Here is a 16,526-nt window from a genome sequence, read left to right on the forward strand (position 1 = left end):
ACGAGTTCGGTCACTGACACCCAGACGAGGACGTTGAGAGCATGAGCATCCTGGCTGCGGAGAGCGCGAATCCGCTCCTCCCGCCCGTCGGCGAGATCATCGTCGGACTGATCGCCTTCGCGGTCCTGCTCTTCGTGGTGGTCAAGTTCGTCGCCCCGCGGTTCGAGCAGGTCTTCCAGGCGCGCCGTGCGGCCATCGAGGGCGGCATCGAGCGGGCCGAGGCCATGCAGGCCGAGGCCAAGGCCGCGCTGGAGCAGTACCGGGCCCAGCTCGCCGAGGCCCGGAACGAAGCCGCCCAGATCCGGGACTCCGCCCGAGCCGAGGGGCAGCAGATCATCGAGCAGCTGCGCGCCCAGGCCCAGGAGGAGTCGGCCCGGATCGTGGCCCGTGGCGAGGAGCAGCTCGCTGCCTCCCGCCAGCAGGTCGTGGCCGAGCTGCGCGGCCAGATCGGCGCCCTCGCCGTGGAGCTGGCCGGCCGCGTGGTCGGCGAGTCGCTGGCCGACGACGCCCGCCGCAGCGGGACCGTCGACCGGTTCCTCGACGAGCTGGACGAGATGGCCGCGAGCAACCCCGCCGGCAACGGCGGGGCGCAGCCGACCTCGGGCGCCACGACCGGGAGCACGGTCTACGTCCCTGAGGGCAACCGCTGATGGACGCGTCCAGTCGGGCTGCGATGGAGGAGTCGCGGGCGAGCCTGCAGGAGAAGTCGCAGGGAGCTCGCAGCCGCAACCACGGTGACGTCCTGCTCACCCTGGCCGACGAGCTCTTCGCCGTGGCGCAGCTCCTGCAGAGCCAGCCGTCGCTCCGGCGGGCGCTGTCGGACGCCTCCGTGCGACCCGACGACCGCGCCGGGCTGGCTCGGCGGCTGCTCTCCGGTCAGCTCGGTGCCGACACCATGTCGGTGGTCGAGACGGTCGTGCGGCAGCGCTGGTCGCGACCGCGGGACCTGGTGGAGGCCACCGAGACCCTCGCCACCGAAGCCGCACTGGACGCGGCCGACGCGCGTGGCGAGCTGGAGGGCGTCGAGGACGAGCTGTTCCGGTTCGGCCGCATCGTGGCCGGGGACGACGACCTCGCCCGCATCCTGGGTGACCGGTCCGCACCGCGGGAGGGCAAGACGGCCCTCCTCGACCGGCTGCTGGCGGGCCGGGTCAGCCCGGTGACCGAGCGGCTGGTGCGGAACGCGCTGACCAGCCCGCACGTCCACAACCCGGAGAACGAGGTCGAGCGGCTCTCCACGATGGCCGCCCGGCGCCGGGGGCGCTCGGTCGCCCACGTGACCTCCGCCGTCCCGTTGACGGCTGCGCAGGAACAGCGGCTGACCGACGTGCTCGGCCGGCTCTACGGGCGGACGATGGGCCTACAGGTCCAGGTCGACCCCGACGTGCTCGGTGGCCTGGTCGTCCGGGTGGACGACGAGATCATCAACGGCAGCATCGCTGCGCGACTCGAGGCCAGCGGCCGGCGACTCGCCGGCTGAACCAGCTCGACCGCGACCGCGGCACCGCACCACCACAGACACCAGCAGGAAGAGGACGCAGAGCCATGGCCGAGCTGACGATCTCCGCGGACGAGATCCGCAGTGCGATCCAGAACTACGTCTCCGACTACACCCCGGACGTCTCCCGGGAAGAGGTCGGGGTCGTCACCGAGTCCGGCGACGGCATCGCCCGGGTCGAGGGCCTGCCCTCGGTCATGACCAACGAGCTGCTCGAGTTCGAGGGCGGCGTGCGGGGACTGGCGCTGAACCTGGACGTGCGCGAGGTCGGCGTCGTCATCCTGGGTGACTTCTCCGGGATCGAGGAGGGCCAGACGGTCCGCCGGACCGGCGAGGTCCTCTCGGCGCCGGTCGGCGACGGCTTCCTCGGCCGGGTCGTCGACCCGCTGGGCAACGCCATCGACGGTGGCAGCCCGATCGAGAGCACCACCCGGCGCGCCCTCGAGCTGCAGGCGCCCAGCGTGGTCCAGCGGCAGTCGGTGCACGAGCCGATGCAGACCGGCATCAAGGCCATCGACGCCATGACGCCGATCGGCCGTGGCCAGCGTCAGCTGATCATCGGTGACCGGCAGACCGGCAAGTCGGCGATCGCGCTGGACACGATCATCAACCAGAAGCAGGCCTGGGCGACCGGTGACCCGGCGCAGCAGGTTCGCTGCATCTACGTGGCGGTCGGTCAGAAGGGCTCGACCATCGCGGCGACCAAGGCCGCGCTCGAGGACGCCGGCGCGATGGAGTACACGACCATCGTCGCCGCCCCTGCCTCGGAGGCCGCCGGCTTCAAGTACATCGCCCCCTACACCGGCTCGGCCATCGGCCAGCACTGGATGTACGAGGGCAAGCACGTCCTGATCGTCTTCGACGACCTGTCCAAGCAGGCCGAGGCCTACCGCGCCGTCTCGCTTCTGCTGCGCCGTCCGCCGGGTCGCGAGGCCTACCCCGGCGACGTCTTCTACTTGCACTCCCGGCTGCTGGAGCGTTGCGCCAAGCTCAACGACGAGCTGGGCGCGGGCTCGATGACCGGGCTGCCGCTGATCGAGACCAAGGGCAACGACGTCTCGGCGTACATCCCGACCAACGTCATCTCGATCACCGACGGTCAGATCTTCCTGGAGACCGGGCTCTTCAACTCCGGTGTGCGCCCGGCGATCAACGTCGGCGTCTCGGTGTCCCGGGTCGGTGGCTCGGCACAGATCAAGGCGATGAAGTCGGTCGCCGGCCGGTTGCGGCTGGACCTGGCCCAGTTCCGTGAGCTCGAGGCGTTCGCCTCGTTCTCCTCGGACCTGGACGCCTCCAGCCGGGCGACCCTGGAGCGCGGTCAGCGTCTGGTGGAGCTGCTCAAGCAGGGCCAGTACTCGCCGTACCCGGTGGAGCGCGAGGTCGTCTCGCTGTGGCTGGGCACCACCGGCAAGCTGGACCGGGTGCCGGTGCCCGACGTGCGTCGCTTCGAGGCCGAGTTCCTGGACTTCCTGGACCGGGGCGACAGCATCGCCTTCGACTCGATCCGGACGTCGAAGAAGCTCGAGGACGACACCGTCTCCAGCCTGGAGTCCTCGGTCGAGCAGTTCTACGGCCAGTTCACCACCTCCGAGGGTGAGTCCTTGCAGGGCAACGAGCCCGAGGTCGAAGCCATGGACGCTCGTGAGCGGGGCCAGGAGACCGTCCAGGTCAAGCGGGCCGGCTGACGATGGCTGGTTCCCTCCGCGCGCTGCGCCGCCGGATCCGCTCCACCCAGTCGACGAAGAAGATCTTCTCGGCTCAGGAGCTGATCGCGGCCGCGCGCATCGTGCGTGCCCAGGCCCGGGTCGAGGCCTCCAAGCCCTACGCCCGGGAGATCACCCGCGTGTTGTCGGCCCTGGCGGGCTCGGCGAGCCTGGACCACCCGCTGCTGACCGACCGGGAGAACCCCCGGCGGGTCGCCGTGCTGGTGGTCACCTCCGACCGCGGGTTCGCCGGCTCCTACAACGTCAACGTGCTGCGGCGGACAGAGGAGCTGCTCGCCCTGCTCCGCGACGAGGGCAAGGAGCCGCTGCTCTACGTCGTCGGCCGCAAGGGCGAGACGTACTACCGGTTCCGTGACCGGGACGTCGAGGAGACCTGGACCGGGTTCTCCGAGCAGCCGGGGTACGAGGACGCCCAGGAGATCGGTCGGACTCTCATCACCGCCTTCACCGCCGGTGAGGACGACGACGAGACCGGCGGGGGTGCCGATGACGTGCTCGGCGTGGACGAACTGCACATCGTCTACACCGAGTTCCGTTCCCTGCTCTCCCAGGTGCCGGTGGCCAACCGGATGGCGCCGCTGGTCGTGGAGGAGGTCGACGAACTGCGCGACGATCGCGACGTCCAGGCCGAGGAGTCCCGCAGCAGCGACATCACCCCGGCCTACGAGTTCGAGCCGTCGGCCGAGCAGCTGCTGGACGCGTTGTTGCCGAAGTACGTGACGACCCGGATCTACGCGGCGCTGCTCGAGGCAGCTGCCTCGGAGTCGGCGTCGCGCCGCCGGGCCATGAAGTCGGCGTCGGACAACGCCGAGGAGCTGGCCAAGAACCTCTCCCGGCAGGCCAACGCGGCCCGTCAGGCAGAGATCACCCAGGAGATCAGCGAGATCGTCGGCGGCGCCGACGCGCTCGTGTCGGCCAACGCCGACGACTGAGCCAACCGCCCCGTCCGCGGCGTCAACCGCCGCGGACGGGGACACTCAACACGCGAGACCACCGAGCCCGAGGGCAGGAGAGCAGCACAGATGACCGTCACCGAGGAACGTCCGTCCAGCCAGGAGACCGTCGGCGCAGGCCGCGTCGTCCGGGTCACGGGCCCGGTCGTCGACGTCGAGTTCCCCCGCGACGCGATGCCCGAGCTCTTCAACGCCCTCAAGGTCGAGGTCACCCTCGCCGACCTGGGCAAGACGCTGACCCTCGAGGTCGCCCAGCACCTGGGCGACAACGTGGTCCGCACCATCTCGATGGCCCCGACCGACGGTCTGGTCCGCGGCGCCCCGGTGAGCGACACCGGCTCCCCGATCATGGTGCCCGTCGGCGACGTGGTGACCGGGCACGTGTTCAACGCCCTGGGCGAGTGCCTGGACACGCCGGGCTACGCCGAAGACGCCCTGCACTGGTCGATCCACCGCAACGCACCCAAGTTCGACCAGCTCGAGGGCCGCACCGAGCTGCTCGAGACGGGGATCAAGGTCATCGACCTGCTGACCCCCTACGTCCGCGGCGGGAAGATCGGCCTGTTCGGCGGTGCCGGCGTGGGCAAGACGGTGCTCATCCAGGAGATGATCCGCCGCGTCGCCCAGGAGTTCGGTGGCGTGTCGGTGTTCGCCGGCGTCGGCGAGCGCACCCGTGAGGGCAACGACCTCATCACCGAGATGACCGAGTCCGGCGTCATCAACTCGACCGCCCTGGTGTTCGGCCAGATGGACGAGCCGCCGGGCACCCGGCTCCGGGTGGCCCTCTCGGCCCTGACGATGGCGGAGTACTTCCGCGACGAGCAGGACCAGGACGTGCTGCTCTTCATCGACAACATCTTCCGGTTCACCCAGGCCGGCTCCGAGGTCTCCACGCTGCTGGGGCGCATGCCCTCCGCGGTCGGCTACCAGCCGACCCTGGCCGACGAGATGGGCACCCTGCAGGAGCGGATCACCTCCACGCGGGGCCGGTCCATCACCTCGCTGCAGGCCATCTACGTGCCCGCCGACGACATCACCGACCCGGCGCCGCACACCACCTTCGCCCACCTTGACGCGACGACCGTGCTCTCCCGGCCGATCTCGGAGAAGGGCATCTACCCGGCCGTCGACCCGCTGGACTCGACCAGTCGGATCCTCGACGCGCAGTACATCGGGCAGGAGCACTACGACATCGCCCGCGAGGTCCAGCGGATCCTGCAGCGCTACCAGGAGCTGCAGGACATCATCGCGATCCTCGGCATCGACGAGCTCGGCGAAGAGGACAAGCTCACCGTCAACCGGGCCCGTCGCATCGAGCGGTTCCTCTCGCAGAACATGTTCGTCGCCGAGGCGTTCACCGGGCAGCCGGGGTCCTACGTCCCGCTCACCGAGACCCTGCAGGCCTTCAAGGCGCTGACCGTCGGCGAGTACGACCACGTCCCCGAGCAGGCCTTCTTCATGTGCGGTGGCCTCGAGGACCTCGAGCGGAACTACGACAAGCTCAAGAAGAGCTGATCGAGGACCCCTCGCCCCCGTCGCTCGCGACGGGGCCCGGCGAGGGGTCGTCCCAGCACCGCGTCCACGGCCGGGCACCCCTTCGGGGGTGCCCGGCCGTGGCGTTCTCCGGCGTCCTGCGCCGATCCAGGGCAGGGCCGGTGACGGTCCGCGCGCGGGTGGCGCCCGTGCGCTGGCGGCGCGCCATCCGATCGGGTGGGCCGCAGGCGAGGACCTCAAGTTCGGGCGGCCGGGTGACGAACATGTCCATCGGAACGTCCGAGCGGCGGGCGTCATGCACAGGAGTTCGACTCGTGCACACCTGGCACCTGGCAGCGGCGCTGCGCAGCGGGACGACGATGACGGCGACCCCGATGAGCGGGACGACCCGGCACGACGCAGCACCGGACGACGCGATGGAGTGGAGCTGGCCGCCGTACGCACCGGTGGCCGTCGAGGGTGAACCGTTCGACACGACCGAGTGGGCGCCGCCGTCGGTGGTCTGGCACCCCCAGCTGAGGCTCGGGCGCTGGACCGTGGTCTACCGCCGCACCGGCTGCTGACCGGCCCCCTGCCCGCACCGCTCACCGGCTCGCGGCGGCGCGCTGGGCAGGAGCCTCCCCCTCCGGGGTGTGCCCGGGGGACCAGTGCCAACCTGTGGCGGGACCGGGGCCACGCCGCCGGTACAGTGGGGGAGACCCGCTGCCGCTCCGACCGGACCGGCGGCCCGCATCACCGGCCTGGCTCGGGCGGTCGATGACCCAGGAGGACATACGTGGCGACCCTGCAGGTCGAGCTCGTGGCCGTGGAGAAGATGCTCTGGTCCGGTGAGGCCAGCATGGTCATCGCCCGTACCACCGAGGGTGAGCTCGGTGTCCTGCCCGGCCACTCGCCCCTCCTGGGAGAGCTGGCCCCCGGGGGCGTCGTGACCATCCGCACCGAGTCCGGCGAGGACCTCGTCGTCGCCGCGCACGGCGGTTTCCTGTCGGTGACCGAGCGCGGGGTCTCGATCCTCGCCGAGACGGCGGAGATCGCCACCGACATCGACGTGGAGCGGGCCCGCGAGGCGCTCCGCCGCGCAGAGCAGGCCGGGGACGACCCGGAGGCGCTCGCCGCGGCCCGGCGAGCCCAGTCCCGGATCCGCGCCGCCGGCCAGGACGCCTGACCGCCGACCGAGTCCGTTCCTGACCCGCCTCGGCTGACGAGCCCCGCCCGGTGACCACCGCCGTCCTGGTCCTCGTCGGGCTGTTGCTGGTCGCCCTGGTCGCCGCCTTCCTGCTGCGCCGGCGGTTCCTGCTCTCCGGCCTGGGGGCGGTCACCATGTGGCTCCGCGCCCCCGGCACGTCCCGCTGGGCCGTCGGCGTCGCCTGGTACTCCGGCGACATGCTGCTCTGGTACCGCGCGCTGTCCCTGTCGGTCCGCCCGAACCGGCGGCTCTGCCGCGCCCAGTTCCAGGTCGACGCCCGGCGTCGCCCCACAGCTGAGGACCTGTCGCTGCCCGACGACAGCGTGATCCTCACCGTGCGCACCGGAGCCGGGCCCCACGAGCTCGCGATGGACTCCTCGACGGTGACCGGCTTCCTGTCCTGGATCGAGTCCGCACCGCCGATCGACCGCTGAGCGGTCCAGCCCGTCGTCCGGCTCAGGCCTCCGGCTGAGCGGTGCGGGCGGCCCGCTGGGCGTGCACGCCGCTGTGCGCGCCGGGCTCCCAGAGCACGTCACCGTCGGGGTTGGCGCCGCGGGCGAGGATGAAGAGCAGGTCCGACAGCCGGTTGAGGTACCGGGCGGTCTCGGTGTTGGTCCGCTCCGCGTCGTCCGCCAGCAACGCCCAGACGCTGCGCTCTGCCCGCCGGGCGACCGTGCGCGCCGTGTGGAGCAGCGCGGCCAGCGGGGTGCCTCCCGGGAGGACGAACGAGGTGAGCGCCGGGAGCTCGGCGTTGGCCGTGTCGCAGGCCGCCTCCAGTCGCTCCGTGTACGCCGCGGTGATCCGCAGCGGCGGGTGCTCCGGCGCCTCCTGGATCGGGGTGGAGAGGTCGGCGCCCACGTCGAAGAGGTCGTTCTGCACGCTGCGGAGCAGCTCGGTGACCTCGGCCGACGGCCCGCCCAGCGCGATGGCGACCCCGATCGCGCTGTTCGTCTCGTCGACGTCGGCGTAGGCGATCAGCCGCGCATCCGTCTTGGCCACCCGGGACATGTCCCCGAGGTGGGTCTGCCCGGCGTCACCGGTGCGCGTGTAGATGCGGGTCAGCCGGACGGTCATGGTCCCGAGCCTAGGCCGGACCGGGCAGCGCGTCGCCACTCCCGCGCCCGGTCGGGCGACGCCGGCACGCGCCTCTAGGCTGGGCGGGTGGACTGCTTCGAGGTGACCGGCGGGGCCTCCCTGCGCGGCCGCGTCCGGGTCACCGGCGCCAAGAACAGCGCGCTGAAGCTCATGGCGGCAGCGCTGCTCGCCCCGGGCCGGACGACGCTGGACGAGGTGCCCGACATCCTCGACGTCACGATCATGAGCGAGGTGCTGCGTCGCCTGGGCTGCGGCGTGACCTTCGAGCGCTACCCGCTGGATCCGGGCGGCAGCCCGAGCGGCGGCGGTCGGGTGCTGATCGACGTCCCCGAGCGGCCCTCCAGCGAGACCGACTACGACCTGGTCCGCCGGATGCGCGCGTCGATCAGCGTGCTCGGCCCGCTGGTGGCCAGGCTGGGCACCGCCAAGGTGGCCCTGCCCGGCGGCGACGCCATCGGTTCGCGCGGGCTGGACATGCACATCGCCGGCCTGGAGCGGCTCGGCGCGACCGTGGTCAACGAGCACGGCTTCCTGATCGCGACCGCCCCGAAGCTCGTCGGCACCTCGATCTGGCTCGACTTCCCCTCCGTGGGCGCCACCGAGAACCTGGTGATGGCCGCCGCCCTCGCCCAGGGGACGACGATCGTGGACAACGCCGCCCGCGAGCCGGAGATCGTCGACCTGTGCCGGATGTTGGTCGCGATGGGCGCCCAGATCGAGGGCGCCGGCACCTCCACCATCACCGTGGAGGGCGTCCGGGAGCTGCGGCCGGTGGCCTACTCGACGGTCCCGGACCGCATCGTCGCGGGCACGTGGGCGATCGGGGCGGTGATGACCCGGGGCGACCTGGTGATCGAGCGGGCGGTGGCCGAGCACCTGAGCGTGCCGCTGGAGAAGCTCGTCAACGCCGGCGCGACCGTGGAGTCCCTGGACGACGGCATCCGGGTGGCGATGGCGGACCGGCCGCGGGGCATGGACATCGTCACGCTGCCGTTCCCCGGCTTCCCGACCGATCTGCAGCCGATGGCCGTGGCGCTGGCTGCGGTCTCCAGCGGCACCGCGCTGATCACCGAGAACGTGTTCGAGGGCCGGTTCATGTTCGTCAACGAGCTGGTCCGGCTCGGGGCCGACGTGCGCATCGACGGCCACCACGCGGTCGTGCGGGGCCGGGAACGGCTCTCCAGCGCCCCGGTGCTGGCCACCGACATCCGCGCCGGCGCCGGGCTGGTGCTCGCCGGGCTGCTGACCGATGGCGTCACCGAGGTGCAGGACGTGCACCACGTCGACCGCGGCTACCCGGACTTCACCGAGCAGCTGCGCGGTGTGGGCGTGCAGATCGAGCGGACCCAGCGGCCGGGCTGAGTCAGCGGCCCCCGAAGGACAGCGCGAGCGCACGGGCGCGCTGGAGGTCCTCGGGGAAGACGAGCACGTCGGCCCGGTGCGCGGCCGGCTCGCGGATCGTGGACCGGATGCCGGCGTCGCTCAGCACGGCCCGCAGGGCCAGCGCCGACTCCCGGCGGGTGAGCGTGGCCACCGGGGTCAGCAGCTCCTCGCGCTGCACCGGCGTGCCCGAGGAGGAGTCCGAGGCGAAGGCCCAGCGGAGGAACAGCCCGATCAGCACCAGCATCAGGAAGGCGATGACCGGCCCCACGGCGTAGTGCAGGCTCCCGGCGTCGATCGGCACGCTGACCTCCCTGCGGCGGGGGCGGCCGTCCGGTCGCGAGCCCGGTCCCGAGTGTGCCACCGCAGGGGGATGCCCGTGGCTACTGGTCAGTAACCGCCCTACACTCCGCTGGCATGCCGTTCCCTTCAGCGCCGAAGGACCGCGACCGTCCCTGGGTCATGCGCACCTATGCCGGTCACTCCTCGCCCACGGAGTCCAACGCCCTCTACCGGCGGAACCTCGCCAAGGGACAGACCGGCTTGTCGGTCGCCTTCGACCTCCCCACCCAGACCGGGTACGACCCCGACGACGAGCTGGCCGTGGGGGAGGTCGGCAAGGTCGGGGTGCCGGTGACGCACATCGGTGACATGCGTGCGCTGTTCGACGGGATCCCGCTGGACGAGATGAACACGTCGATGACGATCAACGCGACCGCGATGTGGCAGCTCGCGCTCTACCAGGCGGTCGCGGAGGAGCACGGCCACGACGTCGCGCAGCTGGCCGGGACGACGCAGAACGACATCATCAAGGAGTACCTGTCGCGGGGGACCTACGTCTTCCCGCCGGCGCAGAGCATGCGGCTGATCACCGACATGGTCGCCTACACGGTGACAGCGATGCCGCGGTGGAACCCGATCAACATCTGCAGCTACCACCTGCAGGAGGCCGGGGCCACGCCGGTGCAGGAGATCGCCTACGCGATGAGCACCGCGATCGCCGTCCTGGACTCGGTGCGCGACTCCGGGCAGGTGCCGCCGGAGCGCTTCGGCGACGTCGTCGCCCGGATCTCCTTCTTCGTCAACGCCGGGGTCCGGTTCGTCGAGGAGATGTGCAAGATGCGCGCCTTCGGCCAGCTCTGGGACGAGCTGACCGCGGAGCGCTACGGCGTCGCCGACCCGAAGCAGCGGCGCTTCCGGTACGGGGTGCAGGTCAACTCCCTCGGCCTGACCGAGGCGCAGCCGGAGAACAACGTCCAGCGGATCGTGCTGGAGATGCTCGCGGTCACGCTCTCCCGGGACGCCCGGGCGCGGGCGGTGCAGCTGCCGGCCTGGAACGAGGCGCTCGGCCTGCCGCGGCCCTGGGACCAGCAGTGGTCGCTGCGGCTGCAGCAGGTGCTGGCGTTCGAGACCGACCTGCTGGAGTACGAGGACCTGTTCACCGGCTCGGTGGTGGTCGAGCGGAAGGTCGCCGAGCTGGTCGAGGGGGCCCGGGTGGAGATCGCCCGGGTGCAGGAGCTGGGCGGCGCGGTGGCCGCGGTCGAGTCCGGCTACATGAAGAGCGAGCTGGTGGCCTCGCTGGCCCAGCGCCGGCGGCGGATGGAGAGCGGCGAGGACGTCGTCGTCGGCGTGAACCGGTACACGACGAGCGAGCCCAACCCCCTGCTGGCCGACCTCGAGACCGCGATCCAGACCGTCGACCCGGCGGTCGAGGCGGCGGCGCAGGCGGCGGTGCAGCGGTGGCGCGAGGAGCGCGAGCCCGGGGCGGTGGCCGCGGCACTCGACGACCTGCGCGCGGCCGCGGCCACCGACGAGAACCTGATGGCCGCCACGCTGCGCTGCGCGCGGGTCGGCGTGACCACGGGGGAGTGGGCCGGCGCGCTGCGTGCGGTGTTCGGCGAGTACCGGGCCCCGACCGGCGTCGGTGGGGCCAGCGCCGGTGCGGCCGACGCCACCCTGACCGAGGTGCGGGAGCTGGTCCGGCGCACCGGCGCGGAGCTGGGTGGCCGGCTCCGCTTCCTGGTCGGCAAGCCAGGTCTGGACGGGCACTCCAACGGTGCCGAGCAGATCGCCGTGCGGGCGCGGGACGCCGGGTTCGAGGTGGTCTACCAGGGGATCCGGCTGACCCCGGCACAGATCGTCTCCGCGGCCGTCGAGGAGGACGTGCACGTGGTCGGCCTGTCGGTCCTCTCCGGGTCGCACCTGCAGGTCGTGCCGGCGGTGCTGGCCGGCCTGCGGGCGGCCGGTCTGGACGACGTCCCGGTGGTCGTCGGCGGGATCGTCCCCGACGCCGACGCCCGGCGGTTGCGGGACCTCGGGGTGGCCCGGGTCTTCACGCCCAAGGACTTCGGGATCACCGACATCATGGCCGAGGTGGTCGCCGTCGTCCGGGAGGCGAACGGCCTCGCCGAAGAGGCTCCCGTGCCCGTCTGAGGGACGGCGGGTGGTTCGACAGCCTCACCTGTTGACTCTCGATAGATGACAGGTGATCGTCGATCCATGCCGCACGTACGTCCGCTGGTGCTGCCGATCAGGTTCCTGCTCGCACTGCTGTTCGCCGCCCTGGTCGCCGCTCAGATCTGGGTGGCGCCCGGGATGCTGCCGGACCTGGTCGACCCGTCGCTGGAGCAGTCGCTGGTGCGGGGGACGATGTTCGTGGCCTCGATCGTGGGGCTGGCATGCGTGCAGGTCGTCGTCGTCTGCACCTGGAAGCTCCTGACCATGGTCCGGCGGGACTGCATCTTCAGCACCAGCGCGCTGCCATGGGTGGACGCGATCGTCGTGGCGATGGTCGTCGGCTGGCTGATGCTGCTCGGCGCCTTCGTCAGCTCGTACTACTTCGTCATCGACGAGGTCAGTGACGACCCGGGGCCGCCGGCCCTCCTGCTGGTGCTGCTGCTGGTGGGGGCCGTGGTGGGGCTGCTGATGGCGGTCATGCGCACGCTGCTGCTGCAGGCCACGACGCTGCGCAGCGACATGGAGGCGGTCATCTGATGCCGATCGTCGTGCGCATCGACGTCGAGCTGGCCAAGCGGAAGATGAGCGTCGGCGAGTTCGCCGAACGGGTCGGGCTCACCCCGGCCAACGTGGCAGTGCTGAAGAACGGCCGGGCCAAGGCCGTCCGCTTCAGCACCCTGGAGGCGATGTGCCGGGTGCTCGGCTGCCAGCCCGGCGACCTCCTCGAGTGGGTCGAGGACGACCACGCCGAGCCGCTCACCGTGCAGGCGGCCCACCGGTGACCGGGCCGGGTCGCCCCGGCCGTCACCCGAGCCGGACGACGACGCCCTCGGTCGCGCTGCGGCGGGCGGCGTCGAGCACGGTGAGCGAGGCGACCGCGTCCTGCGGCTCGACCGGCACGGCGCCCAGGCCGCGGACGGCGGCGGCGAACGCCGGGTAGAACGTGTCCCAGGCGCCGGACAGGGTCGGCACCCGGTACTCGTGGTCCCCCCGCCGGACCCGGCCCCAGCGGGCCTCCGGCTCGGCGCCCCACTCCGGACCGCGGGTCGCCGGGCTCTCCCCGGCGATCAGCGCCTCCTCCTGGCCGTCCATCGGCCCGCCGACGACGTAGCTGCCGGCCGTGCCGGTGACCCGGAACCGGTTGCCCGGTGCGCCCTCGCTCCAGCTGCCGGCCAGGTGCGACCGGGCGCCGCCGGCGTGCGTGAGGGCGACGAAGACGTCGTCGTCCAGCCCGCTCGCGCGCACCCGCCACTCGGCGTAGACCGAGGACACCGGGCCGAGCAGCACCAGCGCCTGGTCGACCAGGTGGCTGCCGAAGTCCAGCAGCGTGCCACCACCGGACGGCGCCGGGCCGGGGTCGGGGGTGAACCGCTCGAAGCGGGACTCGAACCGGGTGATCGTGCCCAGCGTCCCCGCCTCGGCGAGCGCCTGCACGGTGCGGAAGTCGGAGTCCCAGCGGCGGTTCTGGTAGGGCGCCAGCGGCAGGCCGAGCCGGCGGGCCCGCTCGACGCTGGCCTGCGCGGCCGGGGCGTCCAGCGCGAACGGCTTGTCGCAGACGACGGCCAGGCCGAGGTCGAGCGCCTGGTCGGTGAGCGCGCTGTGGGTGTCGGCGGGCGTCGAGATCGCCACGGCCTCGACGCCGGCTGCCGCCAGCTCGGGCAGGGACCCGACGGCGGTCGCGCCCGGGTGCTCCTGGCGGAGCAGCTCGCGCCGCTCGGTCGAGGAGGTCGCCACCGCGACGAGGTCGCACTCCACCGCGGCAGCGAGCAGCGGGGCGTGGAAGTACCGCCCTCCGAAGCCGTACCCCACCAGTCCGAACCGAACGGGCTCCACCACGGTGCTCCCCACCTCGACGACGCGTGGCCGGATCATCCCCTGCCCACCGTCGGCGGCATCGCGCGGCTCGGCGGGGGACCGGCGCAGCGCGTCAGAGCAGCGGCGCCGGACGGCCGAACAGGTACCCCTGTCCCTGGCACACGCCCAGGGAGCGGAGCGTGCGGACCTCGGCGGGGTCCTCGATCCCCTCGGCCACCAGCCGGGCGCCCGTCGCGCCGGCGAAGCTGACCATCGCGGTGACCATCGCCTGCTTGGCCGGGTCGGTGTGCACGCCGGCGACCAGTGCGAGGTCCAGCTTGATCGCGTCGGGGCGCAGTCGCAGCACGTGCCGGAAACTGGCGTACCCGGCACCGGCGTCGTCCACGGTCAGGCCGATGCCGGCGTCGCGGAGGCAGGTCAGGGCACGGTCCAGGGCGTCGTAGTCGTCCACCGGGCTGTGCTCGGTGACCTCGACCGCGACGTCCAGGTGCCGGTGGTCGAGCAGCAGGTCGGTGACCGACGCGCACAGCAGCGCCGGTGGGGAGAGGTTGATCCCGAGCGGGCGCCCCGCGGGGAGCCGCGGTGCCACGGCGAGCGCGGCGCGCGCGGCCAGCTCCTCCAGCTGGGTGCCGAGCCCCGCGGCCGCGGCGGCGCTGAACAGCCGTTCCGGCCCGTCGGCGATGCCCGGGAACCTGGCCAGCGCCTCGTAGGCCACGACCTCCTCGGTGGCCAGGTCGACGATCGGCTGGACGTGGGTGACGACCGCCCCCTCGCTCAGCACGTCGCGCACCCGGGCAGCGGGGTCGGTCGGCGGTTCGGGCAGCGGCTCGGCCAACCGGTCGGCGATGACGTCGGCCAGCAGCTCCAGGGTTCGGGCGGCCGCGCCGTCCAGGTGTGCCCCGTCGTCCCGGCTCACGCAGCACAGCATCCCGACCGGGCGGCCGTCCGGCGCCCGGACCGGGGCGCCCACGTAGGAGCCGATGCCCAGGTCGGCAGTGACCGCCAGGTCACGGGTGCCGGGGTGCCGGCGGGCGCCGGTGACCACCGGGGGGAGCTGCCCGCTGAGCACCCGTACGCAGAAGGACCCCTCCAGGGAGGGCTCCATCCCCGGACGCACGTGCATGGCGTCCAGTGCGCCGGTGGCGGCGCGGATCTGCTGGGTGCTCTCGGTGAACGTCGACATCCAGGCGACGTCCATCCCCAGCCGGGTGCGCGCCGCGTCCAGCACCCGGTGCAGCCAGGCGGGGGAGAGCGCGACGGACGGCGGGGTCGGCGACGTCGGGCTCCCGGTCACCCCGGCAGTCTCGCCCAGGACGTGCGCCGGCGGAACCACCTCGTCTCGATCCGTCGGCGGGTCGCCCGATCGGCCCGGGTCACGGCACCCGCGGGCCGAACCGGACGTCGACGCCGGGGGAGAACAGCACGCTGTCCGGGGCGCCGCCGACCGTGGGCAGGCCGGCGGCGGCGACCAGGTCGTCCTCCAGCTCCAGCAGCTCGGCGGCGTGCAGCGGCCACTCCGGGTGCTCGTTCGGCCAGTAGGCCAGCCGACCCAGGGTGGTCTGGTGCAGGCCCCAGCGGCTGGTGAGGAACCGCGGCAGCGGGCCGGGGTCGGCCAGCCGGGCCCCCACCCGGACGGTGATGCGCCCGCCGGCGCCGCGGGGGCCGGGCCACCGGCGGGCTGCCTGATAGGTGATCCGGTCGCCGTCGCGGGCGATGCGCATCCGGGACCACAGGTAGGGCAGGTGGGCGACCCAGCGGGCGGCCAGCACCGGCAGCAGCCGGTCGGCCTCCAGCGACCGGAAGACCACGCCGCGCCGCCCCTGTTCGTCGACCGAGTAGAGCCGCACGTTCGTCTCGGCGAACGAGCCGAGGTAGGGCAGCCCCGGCGCCCCGAGCAGGCCGATCCGGCGCATCCGGAAGGGGATGAGGCCGACGTAGGTCACGCCGTCCAGCACGTCGGGCAGGGCGCCGGCCGGCAGCAGCGGGGCGACCAGGGCCGGGTCGACCGCCCAGTGCAGGAAGGTGGCGTCCCGCCAGCCCTGGGTGAAGACGGTGCGGCGCACCGGTCGCGGGGAGGTGGGGGTGACGTCCTCGACGGTGCTCACCCGGTCAGCCTGCCCCCACCTCGGCCGGCGCGCGCTCGGCCACCGCGTCGACGGGGGGCCGGCGGCGGTGGACGAGGAGGCGGACGCCCTCGCCGAGTGCGGCCAGGACCAGGGCCAGGCCGAGGCCCAGCAGCAGGCCGCGCAGCGGGTCGCGCTCGAAGGCCAGTCCTCCCACGTACCCGATCCCGGCGGACCAGCCGGCCCAGGTCAGGGCGGCCAGCGCGGCGAAGGGGGTGAACCGGCGCAGTGGCCAGCCCACCGCCCCGGCGGTCAGCGTCACCGCCGTCCGCAGGCCCGGCACGTACCGGGCCGTGACCAGCAGGACCCCGCCGCGGGCGGCCAGCAACCGGGCCGCCCGGTCGAGCGCCGCCCGGCGCCGGCCGCCCGGCCGGGCCCAGGCCCGCAGCCGGGGGCCGGCCCGGTGCCCGATCAGGTAGGAGGCGTGGTCACCGGCGAAGGCGCCCAGTGCGGCCACGGCGACGACCGCCGCCAGGTCGGGCTGCCCGGTCGCGGCGAAGACGCCGGCGGTGATCACCACGCTCTCGCCGGGCACGACGGGCAGGAAGCCGTCGAGGGCGGCCAGCGAGAACAGGACCAGGTACACCCACGGGGAGGCCATCAGCTCCTGCACCCAGCCGAGCACGGCGTCGGTCACGGTCGGCTCCCCGGGAACGGCATGCCCCGAGCCTGCTCGGCCGGAGAGTCGCGCACATCCCCCTCAGGTCCCCCCTCACATCCCCCGAGAGGACTACGGCCGCACGTCTCCTGGCCGACGCAGGCCCGTCTCCGGGCGGATGCCGGTTCTCCCGGCGGGGTCTC

At 73.0% G+C, this 16,526-nt stretch carries 18 protein-coding genes; 12 read left to right on the forward strand and 6 right to left on the reverse strand.

Going from position 1 to position 16,526, the window contains the following annotated elements:
* The first annotated feature begins 41 nt into the window (after positions 1 to 41).
* From O2W16_RS10655 to O2W16_RS10690, 8 genes are all read left to right on the forward strand, one after another.
* A complete protein-coding gene (locus O2W16_RS10655; RefSeq protein ID WP_269158800.1) occupies positions 42 to 650 on the forward strand; it encodes a F0F1 ATP synthase subunit B in 609 nt (202 codons plus the stop codon).
* Entirely contained in the window at positions 650 to 1,480 is an 831-nt protein-coding gene (locus O2W16_RS10660) for a F0F1 ATP synthase subunit delta (protein ID WP_269158801.1), read from the forward strand. Before O2W16_RS10655 ends, O2W16_RS10660 begins: the two co-directional genes overlap by 1 nt.
* A 65-nt stretch (positions 1,481 to 1,545) precedes the next feature.
* Positions 1,546 to 3,183, forward strand: a complete 1,638-nt coding sequence (gene atpA, locus O2W16_RS10665) for a F0F1 ATP synthase subunit alpha (protein WP_269158802.1) — start codon at positions 1,546 to 1,548, stop codon at positions 3,181 to 3,183.
* A gap of 2 nt (positions 3,184 to 3,185) precedes the next feature.
* A complete protein-coding gene (locus O2W16_RS10670) occupies positions 3,186 to 4,154 on the forward strand; it encodes a F0F1 ATP synthase subunit gamma (RefSeq protein WP_269158803.1) in 969 nt (322 codons plus the stop codon).
* Between the two features lie 90 nt (positions 4,155 to 4,244).
* Positions 4,245 to 5,690 (forward strand): F0F1 ATP synthase subunit beta, encoded by a 1,446-nt coding sequence (gene atpD / locus O2W16_RS10675; protein WP_269158804.1) that lies wholly within the window; start codon positions 4,245 to 4,247, stop codon positions 5,688 to 5,690.
* 293 nt (positions 5,691 to 5,983) lie between these two features.
* The gene (locus O2W16_RS10680; protein WP_269158805.1) at positions 5,984 to 6,232 is read left to right on the forward strand and encodes a hypothetical protein; all 249 of its coding nucleotides are present in this window, start codon (positions 5,984 to 5,986) and stop codon (positions 6,230 to 6,232) included.
* Between the two features lie 212 nt (positions 6,233 to 6,444).
* On the forward strand, positions 6,445 to 6,834 hold the full coding sequence (locus O2W16_RS10685) for a F0F1 ATP synthase subunit epsilon (protein ID WP_269158806.1): 390 nt from the start codon (positions 6,445 to 6,447) through the stop codon (positions 6,832 to 6,834).
* A 50-nt stretch (positions 6,835 to 6,884) separates the two neighbouring features.
* A complete protein-coding gene (locus O2W16_RS10690) occupies positions 6,885 to 7,289 on the forward strand; it encodes a DUF2550 domain-containing protein (RefSeq protein ID WP_269158807.1) in 405 nt (134 codons plus the stop codon).
* 22 nt (positions 7,290 to 7,311) lie between these two features.
* Here O2W16_RS10690 and O2W16_RS10695 read toward each other — a convergent pair whose 3' ends face one another.
* The gene (locus O2W16_RS10695) at positions 7,312 to 7,929 is read right to left on the reverse strand and encodes a cob(I)yrinic acid a,c-diamide adenosyltransferase (protein WP_269158808.1); all 618 of its coding nucleotides are present in this window, start codon (positions 7,927 to 7,929) and stop codon (positions 7,312 to 7,314) included.
* A gap of 87 nt (positions 7,930 to 8,016) precedes the next feature.
* Here O2W16_RS10695 and murA point away from each other — a divergent pair, with 87 nt between their 5' ends.
* Entirely contained in the window at positions 8,017 to 9,312 is a 1,296-nt protein-coding gene (murA, locus tag O2W16_RS10700) for a UDP-N-acetylglucosamine 1-carboxyvinyltransferase (protein WP_269158809.1), read from the forward strand.
* Position 9,313: 1 nt separating this feature from the next.
* On the opposite strand, the gene O2W16_RS10705 is transcribed toward murA, so the two are convergent.
* Positions 9,314 to 9,634, reverse strand: a complete 321-nt coding sequence (locus tag O2W16_RS10705) for a hypothetical protein (protein WP_269158810.1) — start codon at positions 9,632 to 9,634, stop codon at positions 9,314 to 9,316.
* A 113-nt stretch (positions 9,635 to 9,747) separates the two neighbouring features.
* Between O2W16_RS10705 and O2W16_RS10710 the strand changes: the two genes are divergently transcribed.
* From O2W16_RS10710 to O2W16_RS10720, 3 genes are all read left to right on the forward strand, one after another.
* Positions 9,748 to 11,763, forward strand: coding sequence for a methylmalonyl-CoA mutase family protein (locus O2W16_RS10710; RefSeq protein WP_269158811.1), 2,016 nt, complete (start codon positions 9,748 to 9,750; stop codon positions 11,761 to 11,763).
* A 66-nt stretch (positions 11,764 to 11,829) separates the two neighbouring features.
* Entirely contained in the window at positions 11,830 to 12,324 is a 495-nt protein-coding gene (locus O2W16_RS10715) for a DUF2975 domain-containing protein (RefSeq protein ID WP_269158812.1), read from the forward strand.
* Entirely contained in the window at positions 12,324 to 12,569 is a 246-nt protein-coding gene (locus O2W16_RS10720) for a helix-turn-helix domain-containing protein (RefSeq protein WP_269158813.1), read from the forward strand. Before O2W16_RS10715 ends, O2W16_RS10720 begins: the two co-directional genes overlap by 1 nt.
* Positions 12,570 to 12,591: 22 nt before the next feature.
* Here O2W16_RS10720 and O2W16_RS10725 read toward each other — a convergent pair whose 3' ends face one another.
* The 4 genes from O2W16_RS10725 to O2W16_RS10740 form a co-directional block, all read right to left on the reverse strand.
* Entirely contained in the window at positions 12,592 to 13,659 is a 1,068-nt protein-coding gene (locus O2W16_RS10725; RefSeq protein WP_269158814.1) for a Gfo/Idh/MocA family protein, read from the reverse strand.
* A 55-nt stretch (positions 13,660 to 13,714) separates the two neighbouring features.
* The gene (locus tag O2W16_RS10730) at positions 13,715 to 14,896 is read right to left on the reverse strand and encodes a sensor domain-containing phosphodiesterase (RefSeq protein WP_269158815.1); all 1,182 of its coding nucleotides are present in this window, start codon (positions 14,894 to 14,896) and stop codon (positions 13,715 to 13,717) included.
* Between the two features lie 79 nt (positions 14,897 to 14,975).
* The gene (locus tag O2W16_RS10735) at positions 14,976 to 15,707 is read right to left on the reverse strand and encodes a YqjF family protein (protein ID WP_269158816.1); all 732 of its coding nucleotides are present in this window, start codon (positions 15,705 to 15,707) and stop codon (positions 14,976 to 14,978) included.
* Between the two features lie 4 nt (positions 15,708 to 15,711).
* A complete protein-coding gene (locus tag O2W16_RS10740; RefSeq protein ID WP_269158817.1) occupies positions 15,712 to 16,362 on the reverse strand; it encodes a DedA family protein in 651 nt (216 codons plus the stop codon).
* Positions 16,363 to 16,526 lie beyond the last annotated feature (164 nt).

It is taken from the genome of Modestobacter sp. VKM Ac-2984, from assembly GCF_026967985.1.
Classification (GTDB): Bacteria; Actinomycetota; Actinomycetes; order Mycobacteriales; family Geodermatophilaceae; genus Modestobacter.

Excerpts from the sequence above, each read along its gene's own strand:
- atpD (WP_269158804.1), top strand. The coding sequence starts at position 4,245 with ATGACCGTCACCGAGGAACGTCCGTCCAGCCAGGAGACCGTCGGCGCA.
- O2W16_RS10660 (WP_269158801.1), top strand. The coding sequence starts at position 650 with ATGGACGCGTCCAGTCGGGCTGCGATGGAGGAGTCGCGGGCGAGCCTG.
- O2W16_RS10725 (WP_269158814.1), bottom strand. The coding sequence starts at position 13,659 with ATGATCCGGCCACGCGTCGTCGAGGTGGGGAGCACCGTGGTGGAGCCC.
- O2W16_RS10720 (WP_269158813.1), top strand. The coding sequence starts at position 12,324 with ATGCCGATCGTCGTGCGCATCGACGTCGAGCTGGCCAAGCGGAAGATG.
- O2W16_RS10655 (WP_269158800.1), top strand. The coding sequence starts at position 42 with ATGAGCATCCTGGCTGCGGAGAGCGCGAATCCGCTCCTCCCGCCCGTC.
- O2W16_RS10670 (WP_269158803.1), top strand. The coding sequence starts at position 3,186 with ATGGCTGGTTCCCTCCGCGCGCTGCGCCGCCGGATCCGCTCCACCCAG.
- O2W16_RS10695 (WP_269158808.1), bottom strand. The coding sequence starts at position 7,929 with ATGACCGTCCGGCTGACCCGCATCTACACGCGCACCGGTGACGCCGGG.
- O2W16_RS10710 (WP_269158811.1), top strand. The coding sequence starts at position 9,748 with ATGCCGTTCCCTTCAGCGCCGAAGGACCGCGACCGTCCCTGGGTCATG.
- O2W16_RS10715 (WP_269158812.1), top strand. The coding sequence starts at position 11,830 with ATGCCGCACGTACGTCCGCTGGTGCTGCCGATCAGGTTCCTGCTCGCA.
- atpA (WP_269158802.1), top strand. The coding sequence starts at position 1,546 with ATGGCCGAGCTGACGATCTCCGCGGACGAGATCCGCAGTGCGATCCAG.